The 17789-nt window shown below is 46.8% G+C and carries 19 protein-coding genes; 7 read left to right on the top strand and 12 right to left on the bottom strand.

The features are described 5' to 3' along the window. Window positions 1-49: 49 nt before the first annotated feature. The 3 genes from QUA42_RS19450 to ssuE all read right to left on the bottom strand — a co-directional run bounded on the left by QUA42_RS19450 (window position 50) and on the right by ssuE (window position 3224). Entirely contained in the window at window positions 50-1483 is a 1434-nt protein-coding gene (locus QUA42_RS19450; protein ID WP_333139253.1) for an FAD/NAD(P)-binding protein, read from the bottom strand. A gap of 115 nt (window positions 1484-1598) precedes the next feature. Further along, window positions 1599-2633, bottom strand: coding sequence for a sulfonate ABC transporter substrate-binding protein (locus tag QUA42_RS19455; protein ID WP_333139255.1), 1035 nt, complete (start codon window positions 2631-2633; stop codon window positions 1599-1601). A 33-nt stretch (window positions 2634-2666) separates the two neighbouring features. Beyond that, window positions 2667-3224: an NADPH-dependent FMN reductase gene (gene ssuE, locus QUA42_RS19460; RefSeq protein WP_333139257.1), complete on the bottom strand. Its 558-nt coding sequence runs from the start codon at window positions 3222-3224 to the stop codon at window positions 2667-2669. A 540-nt stretch (window positions 3225-3764) separates the two neighbouring features. Here ssuE and QUA42_RS19465 point away from each other — a divergent pair. Next, the gene (locus QUA42_RS19465; RefSeq protein WP_333139259.1) at window positions 3765-4583 is read left to right on the top strand and encodes an ATP-binding cassette domain-containing protein; all 819 of its coding nucleotides are present in this window, start codon (window positions 3765-3767) and stop codon (window positions 4581-4583) included. A gap of 97 nt (window positions 4584-4680) precedes the next feature. On the opposite strand, the gene QUA42_RS19470 is transcribed toward QUA42_RS19465, so the two are convergent. The 4 genes from QUA42_RS19470 to QUA42_RS19485 form a co-directional block, all read right to left on the bottom strand. Beyond that, window positions 4681-5190 (bottom strand): N-acetyltransferase, encoded by a 510-nt coding sequence (locus QUA42_RS19470; RefSeq protein ID WP_333139261.1) that lies wholly within the window; start codon window positions 5188-5190, stop codon window positions 4681-4683. Window positions 5191-5540: 350 nt separating this feature from the next. Continuing rightward, window positions 5541-6605 carry a tetratricopeptide repeat protein gene (locus QUA42_RS19475; protein WP_333139263.1) on the bottom strand — a complete coding sequence of 355 codons (1065 nt, stop codon included), beginning with the start codon at window positions 6603-6605 and terminating at the stop codon, window positions 5541-5543. A gap of 81 nt (window positions 6606-6686) precedes the next feature. Next, on the bottom strand, window positions 6687-6950 hold the full coding sequence (locus QUA42_RS19480) for a hypothetical protein (protein ID WP_333035521.1): 264 nt from the start codon (window positions 6948-6950) through the stop codon (window positions 6687-6689). 91 nt (window positions 6951-7041) lie between these two features. After that, window positions 7042-7335: a hypothetical protein gene (locus QUA42_RS19485; RefSeq protein WP_333139265.1), complete on the bottom strand. Its 294-nt coding sequence runs from the start codon at window positions 7333-7335 to the stop codon at window positions 7042-7044. Between the two features lie 261 nt (window positions 7336-7596). Here QUA42_RS19485 and QUA42_RS19490 point away from each other — a divergent pair, with 261 nt between their 5' ends. Beyond that, window positions 7597-8529 carry a LysR family transcriptional regulator gene (locus QUA42_RS19490; RefSeq protein ID WP_333139266.1) on the top strand — a complete coding sequence of 311 codons (933 nt, stop codon included), beginning with the start codon at window positions 7597-7599 and terminating at the stop codon, window positions 8527-8529. Window positions 8530-8692: 163 nt separating this feature from the next. On the opposite strand, the gene QUA42_RS19495 is transcribed toward QUA42_RS19490, so the two are convergent. From QUA42_RS19495 to QUA42_RS19505, 3 genes are all read right to left on the bottom strand, one after another. Continuing rightward, window positions 8693-8953, bottom strand: a complete 261-nt coding sequence (locus QUA42_RS19495) for a hypothetical protein (RefSeq protein ID WP_333139268.1) — start codon at window positions 8951-8953, stop codon at window positions 8693-8695. Between the two features lie 92 nt (window positions 8954-9045). Next, window positions 9046-10320, bottom strand: coding sequence for an RNA-guided endonuclease IscB (gene iscB / locus QUA42_RS19500; protein ID WP_333139270.1), 1275 nt, complete (start codon window positions 10318-10320; stop codon window positions 9046-9048). A gap of 367 nt (window positions 10321-10687) precedes the next feature. Next, the gene (locus QUA42_RS19505) at window positions 10688-11632 is read right to left on the bottom strand and encodes an AraC family transcriptional regulator (protein ID WP_333139272.1); all 945 of its coding nucleotides are present in this window, start codon (window positions 11630-11632) and stop codon (window positions 10688-10690) included. A gap of 188 nt (window positions 11633-11820) precedes the next feature. Between QUA42_RS19505 and QUA42_RS19510 the strand changes: the two genes are divergently transcribed. The 4 genes from QUA42_RS19510 (at window position 11821) to QUA42_RS19525 (ending at window position 14824) form a co-directional block, all read left to right on the top strand. Next, window positions 11821-12588, top strand: coding sequence for an SDR family oxidoreductase (locus tag QUA42_RS19510; RefSeq protein ID WP_333139274.1), 768 nt, complete (start codon window positions 11821-11823; stop codon window positions 12586-12588). A gap of 71 nt (window positions 12589-12659) precedes the next feature. Continuing rightward, on the top strand, window positions 12660-13100 hold the full coding sequence (locus tag QUA42_RS19515; protein WP_445301344.1) for a nuclear transport factor 2 family protein: 441 nt from the start codon (window positions 12660-12662) through the stop codon (window positions 13098-13100). A 21-nt stretch (window positions 13101-13121) separates the two neighbouring features. After that, window positions 13122-14006, top strand: a complete 885-nt coding sequence (locus QUA42_RS19520) for an NmrA family NAD(P)-binding protein (protein ID WP_333139278.1) — start codon at window positions 13122-13124, stop codon at window positions 14004-14006. Window positions 14007-14086: 80 nt separating this feature from the next. Further along, window positions 14087-14824 (top strand): SDR family oxidoreductase, encoded by a 738-nt coding sequence (locus tag QUA42_RS19525; RefSeq protein ID WP_333139280.1) that lies wholly within the window; start codon window positions 14087-14089, stop codon window positions 14822-14824. A gap of 155 nt (window positions 14825-14979) precedes the next feature. On the opposite strand, the gene ispD is transcribed toward QUA42_RS19525, so the two are convergent. Further along, window positions 14980-15666 carry a 2-C-methyl-D-erythritol 4-phosphate cytidylyltransferase gene (gene ispD, locus QUA42_RS19530; protein WP_333139282.1) on the bottom strand — a complete coding sequence of 229 codons (687 nt, stop codon included), beginning with the start codon at window positions 15664-15666 and terminating at the stop codon, window positions 14980-14982. A 169-nt stretch (window positions 15667-15835) separates the two neighbouring features. Between ispD and QUA42_RS19535 the strand changes: the two genes are divergently transcribed. Then, complete coding sequence (locus QUA42_RS19535; protein ID WP_333139345.1) at window positions 15836-16798, top strand: glycosyltransferase family 9 protein; 963 nt, start codon at window positions 15836-15838, stop codon at window positions 16796-16798. Between the two features lie 238 nt (window positions 16799-17036). Here the strand turns inward: QUA42_RS19535 and QUA42_RS19540 are convergent, their stop codons facing one another. After that, a complete protein-coding gene (locus QUA42_RS19540; protein WP_333139347.1) occupies window positions 17037-17777 on the bottom strand; it encodes a response regulator transcription factor in 741 nt (246 codons plus the stop codon). Between the last annotated feature and the right edge of the window lie 12 nt (window positions 17778-17789).

Consider the following 17789-nt stretch of genomic DNA (forward strand, 5'->3'; position numbering starts at 1 on the left):
TATTCATTTTTTTTGTCATAATCAAGTATTGCATATAATTGTACCGTACTCATGATAATGATTTAGGATTGCTATATTCGTTGGCAAGTACGGCCTGGTTCAGCGTCGCAGCCAGTGCCTGTGCCTGCTCGCGCAGTTCTGGGACAGCAATCGTTTCCCATAAATCACCTCTGCGCGGAGTCCCCAAAGTATAGAGCAGACTTGAAGGGTTGCCCCGAGCATCTAATACGGCACCATCAGCGGCAGTATCCAATCCCAAACCGATGTCGTTGGGGCGGATCAACCCTTGGGCACGCAAATTGGCGATCGGGGATTGGGGCGATCGGCGATAATCTATTTGTACCCCTGTGCAATTAACCGCGCGGCTGACCTGTAAGACCCGATTCGTTTGCGTTTGGCGATCGCCAACGGTAACAGCCACCCCATCAGGTGTCGCTTGATAGTCCTGAATGCGCCCTGCGGTAACTGTCAGTTGCCCTGATTCCAGCATTGCCCGGACAACATCCCCCATTTCAGGGGCAATCCGATGCCGGTGCACATCCCAATAGGGGCTGGCATGGCGCAAAAACCGTCGCTGCTCGACGCGGCCGAGTTGTTGCCAGAGTTGCTGGGTGATGGGACGCAGGGAATCGATCGCCGATCGCCAGTCGCAGCCCTGCTGGGCCGCCGTCTGCACCTCACTCCGAATGCACCGCAGCAAGCCCAGAATCGTTTTGGGCGCGGTGTCTGGGGTCAAAAAGGCGGGGTAGGGTTTGGTCGATCGATGGGTCAGCGGCAACAAGCCCCGGCGAGACACGGCGTAAATTTTGCCTTGATGGTGGCGCGAGTGGAGCGACACCGCCATATCCATCATTGTCAGTCCAGTGCCAATCAGCAACACCGGCGCATCAAGCTCAAGCCCTGCCAAGGCCGAAGCTGACCAGGCATGGCGGAGGTAGGGGGTGTCATCGTCCTTAGTTTGCGATGCAGTGGGAACTGCTGGCGCGTTTCCCACTGCCAGCACAATTTTGTCTGCCACGAAAGCACGACCGCTCCGCAGGGAGACGATCGCACATGAGGCTTGTGGCTCCACTGCCACCACTTCATCGATGACGCGCGAGAGCCGGACGTTACTGGATGCCGCGGCTTCAGCTTCCTCCAGAATCGACTCAATGTAAAGCCCGTAGATATAACGGGGAATGAAACTGCTGGCGTTCAGGTCCTTGGGCAGTAATGCCGCCAATTCGCTGCGGTTATAGTGCAGCCAGCACAGCAGATGACCGGGATCGTCGGAAAAGGCACTCATCTTGCCTGCAGATACATTCAGCAAATGGCTGGTGTCATTGGTGCTGTATGCAACTCCTAGGCCAATCTCGTGACTGCGATCGATCAGCTCTATCAGCAGGGGTCGGTTGGCTGTTTTCAACAGGTGAACCGCTACGAGACAACCACTAAAGCCAGCACCGACGATCGCGATCGTTGTTATAGGATCGGAAGTCCGCATTTTAGGAACCCTATCAGCATCAAATAGAATACGAATGTATTTATTTTTAAGACCTCGGATCTATGAAAATATATCGCTGCCTCTGTCTCCAACACTTACCCACAAGCGGGAATTTTTAATTACCTGGTTTCCAAACTACTTCTTCAACTTTGAGCTGCTTGGGAATTAAGCCAAGTTCAAAAAAAGTATCGGCAATTTCCTGTTGCTCGGCAACCATATCAGCTTGGATCGGTTCAAATCCATAACTGCGCCGTCGAGTGACTACATCTAAGATAGAAACATCAACATTCAGAATGGGAGCGAGAATCTTGACTACTTCTGCGGGATTCGCATCAGCCCAAGTCGCTACTGCTTGAGTTTCTTCTCTAATTGCCTCAATGATTTTGACATTCGGCTGAGCAAATGAGCGATTAGCTAAGTAAAAATCGCGGTTAGCGGCTAGTCCTTTACTATCTTTAACAACACGAACATCTTTTTGCGCTTGAGCTGCTGCATAAAAGGGGTCCCAAATTACCCAAGCATCTACGTTACCTTGTTGGAAGGCGGCTCTGGCATCGGCTGGTGTCAGGTTGGCCGGCTCAATATCAGTCCATTTTATCCCGGCGGATTTCAGTGCTTTTGCTAATAGGTAATTGGCACTTGAACCTTTTGTAAAAGCTATTTTCTTACCTCGCAAATCTGCCAGGGTTTGAATTGCCGAATTAGCAGGGACTAAAATACCTGAACTGCGGTCTTTGGGCGCGCTACCGCCAATGTACAGCAGAGGTGTGTTAGCAGCCTGGGCAAAGACTGGAGGAGCGTCCCCGGTGCGCCCGATGTCGATGCTGCCGGCGTTTAGTGCTTCCAGCATCGGGGGGCCTGATTGAAATTCTTTCCACTCAACGGATACACCTAGAGGCTGCAAGCGTTTCTCTAAACCGCCTCTAGCTTTGACTAGGGTGAAGGGGTCGAATTTCTGATGACCGATGCGGACTACCTTAGCTGGAGTTGCTGTGGGGGAAGCGGCGGGGCTTGCAGAGCCCGTAGGGGGGGGAGTATTGTTACAGGCCGCGATCGCCCAATTCAAGCCGATTCCTAATAGAAATAGCATTGCTAGGGAAAGGTGCGATCGCCATAATTGAGCAAGGAATGAAATCAGTCTTTTGAGCATAAACAATAATATTGTTTGTCGCTAACTTTCCGATCAGAGACTTCCAACTAATTCGGGTTTGCCACTGTGTAACGCACCAACAAACTCTTGCAACTGCGATCGCAATCTTTGTTCTGTTTCCTCTTCAAGTTGTACGCTTGTTTCGTCATAACTTTGGATCTGCGTGTCTAAAACATAGGCACCAGCCAAGATATGACTAGCGCCCAGCTCGGATAACACTGGTTTGAGGGCGTAGTTAATTGCTAATAAGTGACCCAGCGTACCTCCGGTGGCTATGGGGAGAATAACTTTACCAGCTAAACTCTTCTGCGGGAGCAAATCTAAGTAAGCTTTGAGTACGCCTGTGTAGGCTGCTTTGTAAACAGGTGTGGCGATGATTATGCCCTTGGCTTCTACTACTAAATCATTGACTGCTTTTAAGTCTGGGTTCGCGAATTGTCCGTAAATTAATACCTCTGGTGGGAGATCGCGGACGTTGACAGAGGCCGTACTCAGTTCCTCTTTCTCGACAGCACGGCGGGCGTATTCCAGCACCGCAAAGGATCGGGATGGATGAGACGGGCTACCTGCGATCGCAACAACATTAGGCATTTAATAGTCCTCCTATTTTTGACTCATTTAAAAATGAACGATTTACGGTATCGCTAGCAAATACGGTAAATTGGTAGACTTACCGTATTTTATAGATAGTAAGCTAGCACGGTCAATTTTAAAAAGCAAGTAAGTTGAGATGTAAAGTTGGATAACTCTTATACAAATTTTGCGCGATCGCGAATCTCGGCGGGAATCAACTGTCAGGTTTTTTCTTCCAGATACAGCATAATCCCACCGGACTCAAAAACAGAACCTTTACAGGAACCGGGTTTGCTTGTTCTTAACAATTATTTATCAAAGCCCCAGAAGTTGGGCAAAAAATTATCTTGCTTTTTGTAGATACCTATGCAATAATCTTGTTTAATCAAAAACTACTGTAATTTGACTGATTTACCGTAGATTACGTTAGAAATGCTAATCTGCTATTCACCAGCACCGGTGAGTAGGAGACGAATTGGCATTTACTCAACAGCCACCTTTGACAGCGAAAAAGGTTTTGAGCCTGTGGCATAGATCGCGATATGGAGGTTTTTTAGAATGGAATCACCACTCTCAGGAATAGGTCTAGAATTAGTAAAACTCCAGAAGTCATTTGGAAATATTAAAATTTTGCGGGATATCAACATAGAAATAAATCCCGGAGAATTTGTAGCAATTGTAGGTCGCAGCGGATGTGGCAAAAGTACCTTACTGCGCTTAATCGCCGGACTAGAAGTTCCCACTCAAGGCACTGTCTTTCTAGATGGAAAGCCGTCCCGCAAACTCAACTCTAAAGTGACAATGATGTTTCAGGATGCACGGCTACTACCTTGGCAAAAAGTGGTAGCAAATGTGAAATTAGGGCTAGTCACGGCCAAAGAAAACACGCACTGCAAAGCGATGCAAGTCCTTCACGCGGTAGGGCTTGGCGATCGCGCCAACGATTGGCCGGCGGTACTCTCCGGCGGTCAAAAGCAGAGAGTTTCTTTAGCAAGAGCCCTTGCCTGCGAACCTCATTTACTGCTGCTTGATGAACCCCTCGGCGCGTTGGATGCTTTGACTCGCATTGAGATGCAGCAATTGTTAGAAAATTTATGGCAAGAAAAAGGCTTTACCGCCCTACTGATCACTCATGACGTAGAAGAAGCAGTGGTGCTAGCTGACCGAGTTATTTTAATAGAAAATGGTCAGATAGCAATGGACTGTTCTATTGATATGCCGCGACCGAGGCAGAGAGGAAATGCTCTATTTGCTGCGAAAGTAGAGGCGATTTTGCAGCGCGTTATGGGTCAAAAAGAAAGTAGCAAAGATGCAGAGAAATTTGCAATAGGTAGGTACAAAAAACCCAACTATGTACAGATAAGTAAATACGGATAACGGATCTACCAAGGTAACTCAGATATGGGCGCTCGTTTAAGAATATTTCTGACTCGCGAGCTCTTCGTCAGCCAATCCGATGCACCCGGATTTGATATCACTCGCAGATCCTAAACTCCGATCGATACTTCACTGTTCCGCTGCAATCCTCCAAAGCTCCACTTTCTAACTCCAAAACCATAAAAGCTTCATCGGGCACATCATATTCACATTTCAAGCTCTTTTTGCTAGCAGGAATAAACCCAAAACGCGAATAAAAATCTGGATGGCCAAGCACAACCACTGCCTGAAATCCCGATCGCCTGCACTCTTCTAAACCGTGCTGGATCAGCAGCGTTCCTATACCTTGGCGCTGATATTCGGGAAGAATTGCGACTGGTGCCAACCCCAGAATCGACAAATTGCTAGAACATTTTCCTTCGACGACAACCGGACTGAAGAAAATGTGTCCGACAATGCGATCGGAGGGTAAGGCAACGAAGGAAAATGTAGATGCAATTCCCCGCAATCTATCGACTAAGTTTGCCTCATTTTCTCGCCCGAATGCCGCCATATTAACTTGGCGAACCGATTCTAAATCTTCGGGCTTTTCGGTACGGATATACATAGCTTAGATTAATGGTTTGGTGGCCGATCGGGCAGACGAAATACTACAGAAACTGTTTCTATCTTTCGATCGTGATGTTAATCAAATTCTAGCGCCCCTGAAGTTTTTTTCCTCTTTTTGAGCTATGTACTTTTGGCAACCAATGATGCAACCACTGACAGATTACTGCCAAATCACCCCCAAAGTCGATCGCTTCCAATAGACTACAAGATTGCATTCAATCGCTTTCACTTGCTTCAATTATCTGCGTTTATCTGTGTTTATCTGCCTTACATCTGCGGTTTCTCGATCGAAGACTTATGCAATGCAAGTCTAATCTTCACCCGATACGCCGAACCGCTTAACTGTCATTATTGCGGTACAAGCTGACCGGAAGACAATCGCTTAATGCCCTCCATCGCCGTAGTTTCTCCGGCTTTGTCACCGCCATCACGAGCAATTTTTAAAGCTCCCTCGTAGGATTCGAGAGCTTTAGCAGATTGACCGAGACTTTCATGAATTGCGCCCATGTTGTTGAGCAAGCGTCCGATACTTGTCTTGTCGCCGATTGCTTCTAACATCGGTATAGCTTGCTGAAAATAGATCAGCGCTTGAGTATCTTTGCCGAGTTTGCGAGAGGTAAGTGCCATGTTGTTGAGGAGGCGACCGACGCCAGCCCTGTCTCCGATTTCCCGACGAATTGCTAAAGCTTGGTGGTAAAATTCCATCGCTCTATTAAAGTCGCCGATGTTGTAGTAGACGCCGCCCATGTTATTGAGGGTACGGCCTAAATCGCGGCGATCGCCCTCAACAGTGCGAATCGTGCGCGCTTGCTGGTAAAATTCGATCGCCTTGGCGTAATTGACCTGTTCTGCGTACACGGCCGCGATGTTGTGAAGGGATTCTCCAATTTCAATTTGGTCGTTGGCACTTTTGGCAAGTTCCAAAGCTTCTTGGTGCAGTTTCATAGCTTCGGAAAAATTGTCCCCAATCCGGTTGACGAAACCGATGAGATTGAGAGTGCGCGCGATACGACGCCCTTGGCTGATTTCTCGGTGAATGACTAAAGCTTGCCCCAAAACTTCCAAAGCTTTGGGCCTCAAACCCATTTCGCCATAAACTTCCCCCATATTGTTGAGGGTTTCTCCGATTCCCGCTTTGTCGTCTAGTTGCTTGCGAATTGCCAAAACTTGCTCAAAAGTCTGGATAGCTTCTTGAAACAAACCCTCGCGGTGCTGTTTTACTCCTGTTTCAAAGAGTGCGTCTGCTTGCGTTTTGGGGTCAGTTGCCTGAGCGTGAGCGCTCGCTTGGGCACGCCTAGCATTTATAATTGGGCCATAAGCCCGGGCGTCTGAAATTGCCAGCAAGCTTAGTGCGGGCGATAAGACAATACTTATAGCTGCGAGATAGCTGAAGTGATAAGAGCGGCAGTCCACCGATCGAGTCCTCCAATAGCTAAGTGATAACTATTAAGATAGAGCTTTTTGGGGTGTTCCTGCCGCATTTTTTCTTAATCTCTAGGTTCTGACTGGGTTTTTGTCTTGCCAGACTGCCATAATCAGCGGCATATTGTTGAGAGCGGATATGACAGCAAAGTTTTTGCTGGGTGGAAGCGATGCTTTTTCAGAACTTTGCAAGATGATGTCCTGTTGGTCAAGCGTGATCCAAGCAATTCCTGACAAAACTTGAATTTCTCGATGAGTTTGAGGCAATCTGTATACCTCGTTTTCCATCAGAATAATGCGATCGGGCGCTGCACATTCGGAAGATATTTGAAGCATAGCATCTCCTACTTGGTAATGGGTAATTGCTAATGGGTAATTGCTAATCGAGGGCTGTATTTCACTTCATTTCCACGCCACCCACACACTACTATTGGCAATAACGCCGATCGAGCCAAGCGCGCATTTCATCATCCGTCGCCACGCAGGTAGAACGACCAGTCGCCTGATCGCAACCGTGCCACCAAGTGTTACCATAGCGATCGCACGTCTGCCAAATTCTCAGTTCCTCCTCACTAGAAATGAGGTAGAGCCAAAACAGCCCAATTTTTTTTATAGCTGAAAAGAGAGATAGCCCTTTCTGTTTTTCGGATGGTTTAGCTCGATCAGCCATCAAAAAAAACATCATTATTCGGGGGTTGCTCCGACTGTTGTAAGTAGACATAGCCCACACCTTAAAGTGATAATTTTTACAAAAATTGCACCAATAAAATTACAAAAAATAGCTTGGAGCTGCAATAAATTTACCGCAACTACAGCACAATATTGTTGTCGTGCAAGTCCTGTAAAAGCCTATCTGTTACCTGATAAATTAACCTTAACTCAGCGGCAATTGACAATCAAAGCATTGCTTGCATAGGTTGTATGAATAAAATCGATATATCGAAGCCCCTGTGACAATTTGGGTACTACTGGCACAAATGCTATGAACGAAATTAATACGCGGCGGATGAAACTCTCTCAGATTCAAGCTTTGATAGCTGTAGCAGACTGTGAAAACTTTAGCGAGGCGGCTTTGCAATTGGAACTGTCCCAATCCGCCGTCAGCCACGCCATCGCCTCTCTAGAAACAGAATTGGGAGTGCAATTGTTCCACCGGGGGCGACACGGTGCTCAACTGACGCCAGTGGGGGAAAGGGTAGTGAGTCACGGGCGTCAAATAGCCTGCGCCTTAGAAAGGATGGTCAAAGAAGCGGATTTAGAAAAAGGTTTGCAGGGAGGCCAGGTACGGATAGTTACTTTTCGGAGCGTTGCAACTCATATCCTACCGGGTATTATTGCTAAATTTCGCAGTTGCTTTCCCAAAATTGCCGTCAGCATTACCGAAGTTTATTATACCCAAGCTGTGGAAGAAGCTTTGCGATCGGGCAAAGCAGACATCGGCTTTGTTTCCCTTCCCATTTCCGATGAATTTGAAACTAGAGAAATTTTGCGGGATAAATATGTTGTATTGCTGCCGCCAAGTGCCAAAGTGTCAAGTGCTAAGATTACCTGGAAAGAATTAGCGGCTTATCCGTTGATTTTGCAGCCGGTAGAAAATGCTTGTTCTATACCGCTGCGAAAATATTTGACAACTTCGGGGTTTCCCTTAAATATCGCTTACGAACTCAGCGAAGATTCAACGATTGTCAGTATGGTGATGCAAGGTTTGGGGACAGCAATTCTTCCCCGTTTGGCTGCAGAACCGATACCTACTTCGGTGAAAGTTTGCAGTTTGCCTGCGGATTTTGAAAGAGTAATTGGGGTGGCTGTTTTGAGGAATGGGTTGTTGATTCCGGCGGTGTTTGCGTTCTTGGATTTAGTTAAAAGTGCCGCAGAGGTTGATAGTGATGGCGAGTTTCCGATTAATCCTTCATGAGAAACCTAAGTCAGTTGTTATTGGTTATGGTTTAGATTGGCATTTTGTTACCGCAGATATCAGCCGATGAACACAGATGAACGCGGATGGGATTGTATCTGCGTTCATCTGCGTTCATCTGCGGCTTAAAAAAATCGCATAAAATAGTGCGATCGCTGATTGCCTACTTCATGCGCTTTGCCACAAGACTAGAACTGTCGCCTTGGTGGAGTTTGACTCGACCATCTACCGAGTTTTTATCCTTTAATTTGAGCCAACCGCTACCGGATGCACGATCGCATTCATCATTACCGTCCCAGGTAAACTCAAATCGCTGATCCTTTCCATCTTTTACGACTTCGCCGTCAATTTGACCGGATACTAAACCGAATTGAAATTCTCCTGAACTTGTTTGATCTATCTCGATATACGCTTCAACTTCCATGTCCAAGTAATCACCAGAAAAACGAGCGAGAAGCCCCTGGCTTTAGACATGGGGAGGAAAGCGACAGCGACTTCAGTCGCCTTGAAATATTTTCAAAACCCATAGCTATAGCCATCTTTTTTATGAATTGCTTTGCAATACTTGTGACTAACACCTGTTACTCTCCCAGACTTAGTTACGATATCAAAACTACCCGAAGCACGGCACAGAACACGCCCTGCGTAGCCGCCGATTTTCTTCCCTGCGGTAACGATTGCGCTGACAATATCGCCAGTCTGAAAACCTTTATGGATTTGCACTCTAGACTTATGCCGAATGGGAAATCCGTACTGGTTTGTGCCGCACATCTGTCGCGTTCCGTGACCTTTTGCCACAATCAGCAGCGGCTTTGAAGTCAATACTTTGAGCGTGTCAACGCTACCCACACAGGCAGCATCAAGCCAGTGCGATTTAGCCAATCCTAATCGATGCCGATTGAACTTAGTTTGCCCGCCCGTGCCAGTAGTGACGGACAATTCCGTCTCTTTAAGTGCATTAAATAATGCCCATCGGGTTGAGTTGACCGCTGCTGCATCTTTAAGGGGCAGTTTTGCCTGTTTGAGAATACGGTTTAGCAGGTCGGGCTTAGCTGTCAGGAATACCCGAACATCTTGATTGCCTTTCTTTTGATTGCAATCGTGACAGGCAATCGTTAAGTTAGAAATCCTGTCCGAGCCACCTCTTGACTTGGGTTGAATGTGCTCAATCTCGAACGGTACATTTTCAACCGAGCAATAAGCGCACTGCCGATTCCATTTTTCCAAGAGATACTCGCGGACTTCATAACCCTGCAACTCTCCTTGCTGATACATAACGCCTGAGATTTCAGGGTTTTGCATGAGTTGGGAATCAAACCGCACTAGCTCTTGAACAATGCTGGTAATGGGCGCAAATCGAATCAACTTGCGAACCCATGTGAGTGTTGTTTCAATTCGGTGTTGCAAGGATGGAGCTAGCCAACCATCGGGACGAGTGCGATTGAGGAATCGTGCCTGACGGTATCGAGTTTTGCGATTGCGTCTTCCTCGCCTAAGTTGACGGCGAGAGAGAAGTGCATCTTTAATTTGTTGTCCCCGGTGTTGCAGTTCGGCTCCGAAGATAATCTTGTCGCCCTGTTTGATTGCAATCCCCGTGACTTTCGATCCCGGATCTAATTTGAGTTCTAGCGGTTCAGGATTCACCTCAACTGCTTTGTTCAAAATAATCGTAAACGGATAGCGACGAAATACCGCTGCTTTGCCTGCTTTCAGCAATGACCTTGCCATTCCTGGTTTACAGGGTGATAGCGGTTTGCGATTGGTATCAATTACAAAGACAAAGTTAGACATTTTTGCGTCTCCTCTGATTGCTCGTAACGTTCGCTTCGCCAATGTTTTCAAGGCTTGTCATGTTGGCTGCACTTCCTTAACCCATTACAGATGTTTAACAACCAACGATAGGGCTACAAACTAGCGACGCATTTGTAGGTATCTTGACCTTGAAAACGTAGACCTCGAAGGTATACGGCTGGTCATGTTCTGGCTTGTATCCCGCTCGTAGAGTCGGGCAGTCTACAAGCCCCTGCCTTTAGGCATGGGGTTCATGACTATCCCACAATTCCATCTCCGCGATCCGCCATTTACCGCAATATTCCATTGCTTTTATCCTCCATTTGTGTTAAGGGGAACAAAACCAATATAGTCGAAACAGTTACGCTCAAGCAGTACGCAAACGCTCAATATCCCGGATCGGCGGTGCACCAAACATACGAGAATATTCGCGGCTGAACTGTGAGGGGCTTTCATAACCCACCTGATACGCAGCATTTGTGGCATCGGCGTTTTCGGCAAGCATCAGGCGACGTGCTTCTAATAGTCTTAATTGCTTTTGATATTGAAGTGGACTCATCGATGTCACTTGCTTGAAATGGTGATGAAAAGATGAAGGAGACATCTTGGCTTGTCCTGCAAGATACTCAACGCGCATCGGCTTTGTAAAATCAGCCTTGATGAGTTTTATCGCCTCGGCTATCCGCTCCATATTGCTGCCAGATGTTGCTATTTGGCGGACAGCTTCGCCTTGTTCACCCATTAAAAGACGATAATAGATTTCGCGGATAATCATCGGAGCCAGGATAGGGATATCTTGTGGCGTATCCAAAAGCCTTGTCAATCTGAGGGCGCAGTCGAGCAACGGTGCATCGGCGGTGCTGACAAACAAACCTCTGACACAGTTTTCTTTCTTATTCGCACTTGGACTGGTTTGGGCAGTGATAATATCGCAGAGTTGGCGAGGGTCTAAATTCAGCTTGAATCCTAAATACGGCTTGTCGGGAGTGGCCTCTACAACAAATCCGCTCAGAGGCAAATCAACCGATATCACAAGATATTGAGCCTCGCCATAACGATAGGTTTCCTCACCCAGCAACGCTTCTTTTTTGCCCTGAACGATGATGCCGAGAATAGGTTGATAGACACCGTGCAGTGCGGCGGAAGCTGAAGATTCTCGCGTAAATTCCAGCTTATCTATAGCTGTTTTATGAAAACCGTTCCCCTTGCCTTCAGTGTGCCGAGTTACTAATGCCGCCAATTCTTTACATTGATTAGCGATCCTCTCCGAGGGCTTCGCTAACGCATCTTGGTTTATTAGTTGGTTGAGCATTTCAATCGCCCTGCTAGTTTTTTGATTGATTTAACCCTTTCCTTTTGCTCATCATAGAGCATCTTGAGCCATTCCTAAAATATGGGTTTGGAGGATTAGGCAATAAATTGCGAGGTCTGTGTATTCAAAACGCTTGCTTTTACTCATACGATGAACACATCTGAATGAAACAGTAAAAGGATAAGGCAATGACGAAAAACCCGACAAAAATCGCATTGGTAACAGGTGCGAGCCGAGGACTTGGCAAAAATACCGCTTTGACTCTTGCCAGAAAAGGAGTCGATGTCATCGTGACATATCACAACAGCGATGAGGATGCCAAAAATGTCGTATCTGCGATCGCCGATATCGGATCTCAAGCGGTTGCGCTGCAACTGGATACTTCAAACACGAAAACCTTTGACGGTTTTGTGGAACAAGTCAAGGAGTCACTTCAAGATAAATGGCAGACAGAGCATTTTGATTTCCTCGTGAATAATGCTGGTATTGGGGTTCATGCGTCTTTTGCTGATACCACCGAAGATGATTTCGATCGCTTGATGAATATTCATGTAAAGGGCGTTTTCTTCCTCACGCAGAAACTTCTGCCTTTGATCAATGATGGAGGACGGATAGTCAATATTTCGTCTGGGCTTGCCCGTTTTGCTCTACCTGGCTATGCAGCTTATGCAAGCATGAAAGGAGCGATCGAAGTTTTGACCCGATACATGGCTAAGGAATTGGGACACAGACAGATTGCCGTGAATGTGGTGGCCCCAGGCGCAATTGAAACTGATTTTAATGGCGGTGCGGTGCGTGACAATCCTGAGATTAACAGCTTTATCGCTTCGCAAACCGCCCTAGGTCGCGTCGGTCTGCCTGATGATATCGGCGGTGCGATCGCCTCTTTGCTATCCGAAGAAAACAGATGGGTGAATGCACAGAGAATCGAAGTCTCGGGCGGTCAGTTTGTTTAATTCAAACTAACCTCAACAGAAGAGACAGAAATAGGAGATTTCGAGCCAGAGCCATCCAATTTTAAGGTGAAATAGAAGAGGAAGATATGATTACACAGCTTTTGACTGACCATCTTGCATTGATTGGCAAGGATACCGAAGCTTGGATAAATTTATTTGCTGAAGATGCAGTTGTTGAATTTCCGTATGCTGCTGCTCTGAATGCGCCAGAACGATTTGAAGGCAAATCTGCCATCTACAACCACATGAAAAAGATGGTGGCACAGATGCAAGATTTAGTATTCACGAATGTTCGCGAATATCAAACATCCAACCCTAATGTTCTACTTGCCGAGGTTCATGGAGAAGCCGACATCCTCGCCACACGCCGCCACTATCAACAAGATTATGTGATGCGCCTAGAAACCAAGGATGGAAAAATCGTTCACTACCGTGAATACTGGAACCCTGTCCCCGTTATTGATGCAATGGGCGACACTGAAAAATTGCGCGAATTTTTCAGCCGGGGCTAATACATAAAAGAGAGGATAGCTATGAAAATTGTCATTGCAGCCGCATCAGGCAACATTGGACGACGTACCGCTGAGAAAGTGATACAAGCTGGAGCCGAAACCGTTCTGTTGGCAAGACATCCAGAGAAGTTAGCCGATTTAGTTGAGCGAGGTGCGACAGTGAAGCAAATTAGCAGTGACGATCCTCAAGGATCGATCGAGGCAACACAAAATGCAGATGCCTTGTTTTGGCTGACTCCACCGAAACTCGATACGCCAAGCTTATCCAACTGGTACATCCAGACGGCAATGGCTGGAGCCACAGCAGTGCGCGAAAACGGCATCAAGCGAGTCGTCAATATTTCTAGCATTGGTGCGGGCGCAAGACCCAATTTGGGTACAGTCTCATTCGTTGGTGATGTTGAATCGATCTTCAACCAAACCACAGCAAATGTGCTGCATCTGCGTCCCGGCTATTTCATGGAGAATTTCCTGCAGCAAGTCAAGTTGATTCAGCAAGACCATAGCGTAAGCTTCCCCTATGCTAGTGACCACGATATTCCTTGGATTAGTACGGATGATATCGGCGATGAGGCCGCGAAATATCTACTCGATGATTCTTGGACAGGTAAGTGGACTCGTAATTTGATGGGGCCAGAAAATTTAACGCTCTTGGAAACAACAGTTATTCTTTCACAAGTATTAGATCGCCCGATCGAATATGTTCAGGTGACTATTGAATCGATCCAGCAGCAACTGGCATCGATGGGAGCAACGCCTGATGTCCAACGAGAGTTAGAGAATTTGTTCCGTGCTATTGGCGATCCGAACGGAATTTATGCGACAGCACGAACACCTCAAGCATTTACACCAACAACGTTTGAACAGTTTGTTAAGAACAAGCTATGGGATGCCCTCGCGCCTTGATTGCGACGGGAACTCTCGAAGAGCTGTTTCAAGAAAACCAAATCAAATTCCCAGTAACATCACAAAAATAGGAGATTTCAATGTCTAACTTAAATGGAAAAGTCATCATTATCACTGGAGCCAGTAGTGGAATCGGTGAAGCCAGTGCTAAGTTGCTTGCTAAAAAGGGCGCAAAAGTTGTTTTAGGCGCACGTCGCACCGATCGCCTAGAAGCGATCGCCAAGGACATTCGTGCGGAGGGTGGAACAGTCGAATACCAGGCTCTAGATGTGACACAACGCAGTCAAATGGAGGATCTCGTTCAATTTGCCCAAAGTAAGTTCGATCGCGTAGATGTTCTGATTAACAATGCTGGCATCATGCCCCTATCCGCACTCGAACAACTGAAAGTTGAGGAATGGGATCGCATGATTGATGTCAATATCAAAGGTGTTTTGTACGGCATCGCGGCGGCACTCCCTGTGATGAAAGCCCAAAAGTCTGGTCAGATTATTAATCTTTCTTCAATCGGCGGACACGCGGTTTCTCCTACTGCTGCTGTTTACTGTGCTACTAAATTCGCCGTTGGAGCCATCTCAGAAGGCTTGAGACAAGAAGTTGGGGGCGACATTCGGGTGACGGTGATTTCTCCGGGAGTAACCGAGTCTGAGTTAGCCGAGAGCATCACTGATGAAACTGCAAGATCGGGAATGCAAGAATTCCGCAGAATAGCTATTCCTGCGGCTGCGATCGCGCGATCGATTGTATTTGCGATCGAACAACCTGACGATGTTGATGTTAGCGAAATTATCGTCAGACCAACAGCAAGCCCTTACTAAGTAGGTTAATTTAATTAAATATAAAAGGCGATGGTTATTAGATAGCCGAATTTTTGAAGAAGTCGGCTATCTGAGTATTTGGTTTTTTTAGGGGGACTTAGTTAGCTTACCAATTCCCATTGACAATTCCCAATTTTTCCTTACACAATTCCAAACTATTTCCCGTATCTTTGGCGCAAAATAAATTCAGCTAGTGCTAAATCTACGGGGGTTGTTACTTTCAAATTCGTCTCTTCTCCCTCCACAATTTGTACTGGTAAACCGCATTTTTCAAACAAAGCTGCATCGTCTGTAACTTCCCAACCTTTCTGTCGCCCTTCTTCGTGACACTGCTTTAACAATTTCACTTCAAATCCTTGGGGAGTCTGGGCTGCCCACAAATTGCTTCTGTCTGGGGTGTCTCGCACGATCCGACGCTCATCTACGACCTTAATCGTATCCTTGACCGGGACGGCGACAATCAAGCCGGGACAGGTCAAGAGAACCTCGGCAGATCGATCGAACAATTCAGCAGTTGCCAAACACCTCGCGCCGTCGTGAATCAACACTCGATCGGCATTGGGGGGCAAAGCTTGCAAACCGTTGTAAACTGACTCTTGCCTGGTGGCGCCACCTTGAATCAGTTCCACGGGCTTGACCAAAGATAAATCGCTCAGAATTGCTTTAAAATCAGGAAAATCGTCTGGCTGACCCATGATGCCAATCCAGCTAATGTGCTGCGAAGCTTCAGCAGCAGCCAAAGTCCAACTCAGCAAAGGTTTTTCCAGCAAAGTCAGCAGCAGTTTGTTCCGCTGACTCCCCATCCGTCGCCCCGAACCCGCCGCAGGAATTAATAAGTGCATTAACTAACCGTTCTTAACCCAACTAGGTATATATTAAGAGCGTCCTGTACTTTTGGGTCAGTTGTTTAGCTGTCAGCCAGTAGCTTTTAAAGTCTAGAAATACTATAAGCTGATAGCTGAAGACCGATCGCACAGAGCTACCTCGATAGATAATAGCCGATCGTTTATGATGCGAATACTAGCACTTGTCCCAGGCGGAATTGGCGACCAAATTTTATTTTTCCCCACCCTCGATGACCTCAAGCAGTCTTATCCAGAGGCGCAAATTGATGTCATCGTGGAACCGAGGGCAAAGGGCGCTTACCGAGTCTGCAAATCCGTCAAAGAAGTCTTGACGTACAATTTCAAAGACCGCAACGCTATGGCAGATTTGGGCAATTTACTGGGCGTAATTCGCGATCGCGAATACGAAGCAGTTATTTCCCTCGGCCAGCGGTGGACTGTAGGGCTGCTGCTGTGGCTGACCGGCATTCCGCAGAGAGTTGGGTATTCGGGAACGAACGGTGCTCGATTTCTCACCGCTGCGGTACCGCTGAAAACTGAACAGTACGCAGCTTCAATGTACCACGATTTGCTGCAAGGATTCAACATTAAAAATCCTTGTCCGCCACTGGCAATTAATGTACCTAAACAGGACATTCAGTGGGCGGAAGCCGAACAGCAGCGGTTGGGAATCAAAGAAAGCGGTTACATTCTAATTCACGGCGGTTCGAGTCAATTAGCTGTGTCTAAAGGTATTGACAAAATTTACCCTACAGACAACTGGAAGCAAATAATTGAAGATTGTCAGCAGCGGCAGCCAAATTTGCCCGTTGTTGTTGTGAAAGGCCCCGAAGATGCAGACTTCGTGAAAAAGTTAGTCGAGTCATGTCCAAATGTAAAAGTTATCTCGCCGGATGATGTCGGCAAGTTGGCTGCCACGATTGCTGCTGCTAATTTGATGATATGTACTGACAGTGCGCCGATGCACTTAGCTGTGGCGGTTCAAACTTATACAATAGCTTTGTTCGGCCCGACGGAACCGGCGAAATTGCTGCCAAAGAGCGATCGATTTTTGGGCATTAAATCTCCTACTGGCAAAATGGCCGACATCTCTCCTCAAGATGTTTTGAAGAAGGTTTGGGGCGGCTAAAAACTAGGATATCTAAGTCAGGACACGGCCGTGCCGTGTCCCTACAATTTAGCTGGTTTCCCGACCCGGGGACGAGGAAAGTCGGGCATCTAAAACTCGATGTTAGTCTTCTAAATCATCCATCATCTGCTGTAAATCACATTCCATACCCTCAACTTTCACAATCGGTTTTTACCTATTTTGATCGAGCAATAAAATTCTAAATTAGACTTTTATAAAGTGGTTAATGCAAATGAGCTTAGGAAATTGCCATTGCAGTACGATCCTCTTCGAGGGCTTCGCTAACGGGCGGCTCGAACCTGTAACCGTAACCCCGAATAGTTTTAATAAACTGCCACCCACTAGCATCAGCTTGAATCATTTTCTTGCGAATCTGACCGATATGTACGCTAACAACGTTCTCTTCTCCTGTGTCGTTGCAGTTCCACCCCCAGATTTTTTCGATTAGCTGTTGGCGACTCCAAGATTGACCGGAATGACTTGCTAAAAAATACAAGATATTAAATTCCAAGGTTGTTAACTTGATAATGCGATCGTTGAGTGTTGCTTCTCGACGCGCTGAATCGATCGCAAATTGATCGAATACAATACGTGATGGGGTCACAGGCCTCATGCGTCTCAACACCACTTCTATACGAATTGCCAACTCGGCCAAACCAAAGGGTTTGCAGATATAGTCATCAGCACCGGCGGATAGGACTTTAAGTTTATCAGCTTCGTCTGTGCGGCTGCTTAGCATTACCACAAAAACATTAGTACGGCGCTGCATTTCCTGGCAGAGGTGATAGCCTGTAGTATCCGGCAAATTCCAATCGAGAACTACTAGCAGTGGCTTGAATTTCTCAAACAATGTTAAAGCGGTCTCCCCATCTGCTGCCGAATCTACTTGATATTTCTGATTCAAAAAGCGATGAATTAAATTGCGGATGGATGGGTCATCATCCACAACTAGAATCTTGGGAGTAGTATCAGTAATCATCACAAAAAACTA

It is taken from the genome of Microcoleus sp. Pol11C2 (assembly GCF_036701505.1).
In the GTDB taxonomy this organism is placed as follows: Bacteria; Cyanobacteriota; Cyanobacteriia; order Cyanobacteriales; family Microcoleaceae; genus Microcoleus.

What these genes read in the sequence shown, in the direction of transcription:
- QUA42_RS19520 (WP_333139278.1), top strand. Translation starts at nt 13,122, where the DNA reads ATGAAAATTGTCATTGCAGCCGCATCAGGCAACATTGGACGACGTACC.
- QUA42_RS19480 (WP_333035521.1), bottom strand. Translation starts at nt 6,950, where the DNA reads ATGCTTCAAATATCTTCCGAATGTGCAGCGCCCGATCGCATTATTCTG.
- QUA42_RS19490 (WP_333139266.1), top strand. Translation starts at nt 7,597, where the DNA reads ATGAACGAAATTAATACGCGGCGGATGAAACTCTCTCAGATTCAAGCT.
- QUA42_RS19525 (WP_333139280.1), top strand. Translation starts at nt 14,087, where the DNA reads ATGTCTAACTTAAATGGAAAAGTCATCATTATCACTGGAGCCAGTAGT.
- QUA42_RS19535 (WP_333139345.1), top strand. Translation starts at nt 15,836, where the DNA reads ATGCGAATACTAGCACTTGTCCCAGGCGGAATTGGCGACCAAATTTTA.
- QUA42_RS19505 (WP_333139272.1), bottom strand. Translation starts at nt 11,632, where the DNA reads ATGCTCAACCAACTAATAAACCAAGATGCGTTAGCGAAGCCCTCGGAG.
- QUA42_RS19510 (WP_333139274.1), top strand. Translation starts at nt 11,821, where the DNA reads ATGACGAAAAACCCGACAAAAATCGCATTGGTAACAGGTGCGAGCCGA.
- iscB (WP_333139270.1), bottom strand. Translation starts at nt 10,320, where the DNA reads ATGTCTAACTTTGTCTTTGTAATTGATACCAATCGCAAACCGCTATCA.
- QUA42_RS19485 (WP_333139265.1), bottom strand. Translation starts at nt 7,335, where the DNA reads ATGTCTACTTACAACAGTCGGAGCAACCCCCGAATAATGATGTTTTTT.
- QUA42_RS19495 (WP_333139268.1), bottom strand. Translation starts at nt 8,953, where the DNA reads ATGGAAGTTGAAGCGTATATCGAGATAGATCAAACAAGTTCAGGAGAA.
- ispD (WP_333139282.1), bottom strand. Translation starts at nt 15,666, where the DNA reads ATGCACTTATTAATTCCTGCGGCGGGTTCGGGGCGACGGATGGGGAGT.
- QUA42_RS19470 (WP_333139261.1), bottom strand. Translation starts at nt 5,190, where the DNA reads ATGTATATCCGTACCGAAAAGCCCGAAGATTTAGAATCGGTTCGCCAA.
- QUA42_RS19465 (WP_333139259.1), top strand. Translation starts at nt 3,765, where the DNA reads ATGGAATCACCACTCTCAGGAATAGGTCTAGAATTAGTAAAACTCCAG.
- QUA42_RS19455 (WP_333139255.1), bottom strand. Translation starts at nt 2,633, where the DNA reads ATGCTCAAAAGACTGATTTCATTCCTTGCTCAATTATGGCGATCGCAC.
- ssuE (WP_333139257.1), bottom strand. Translation starts at nt 3,224, where the DNA reads ATGCCTAATGTTGTTGCGATCGCAGGTAGCCCGTCTCATCCATCCCGA.
- QUA42_RS19450 (WP_333139253.1), bottom strand. Translation starts at nt 1,483, where the DNA reads ATGCGGACTTCCGATCCTATAACAACGATCGCGATCGTCGGTGCTGGC.
- QUA42_RS19540 (WP_333139347.1), bottom strand. Translation starts at nt 17,777, where the DNA reads ATGATTACTGATACTACTCCCAAGATTCTAGTTGTGGATGATGACCCA.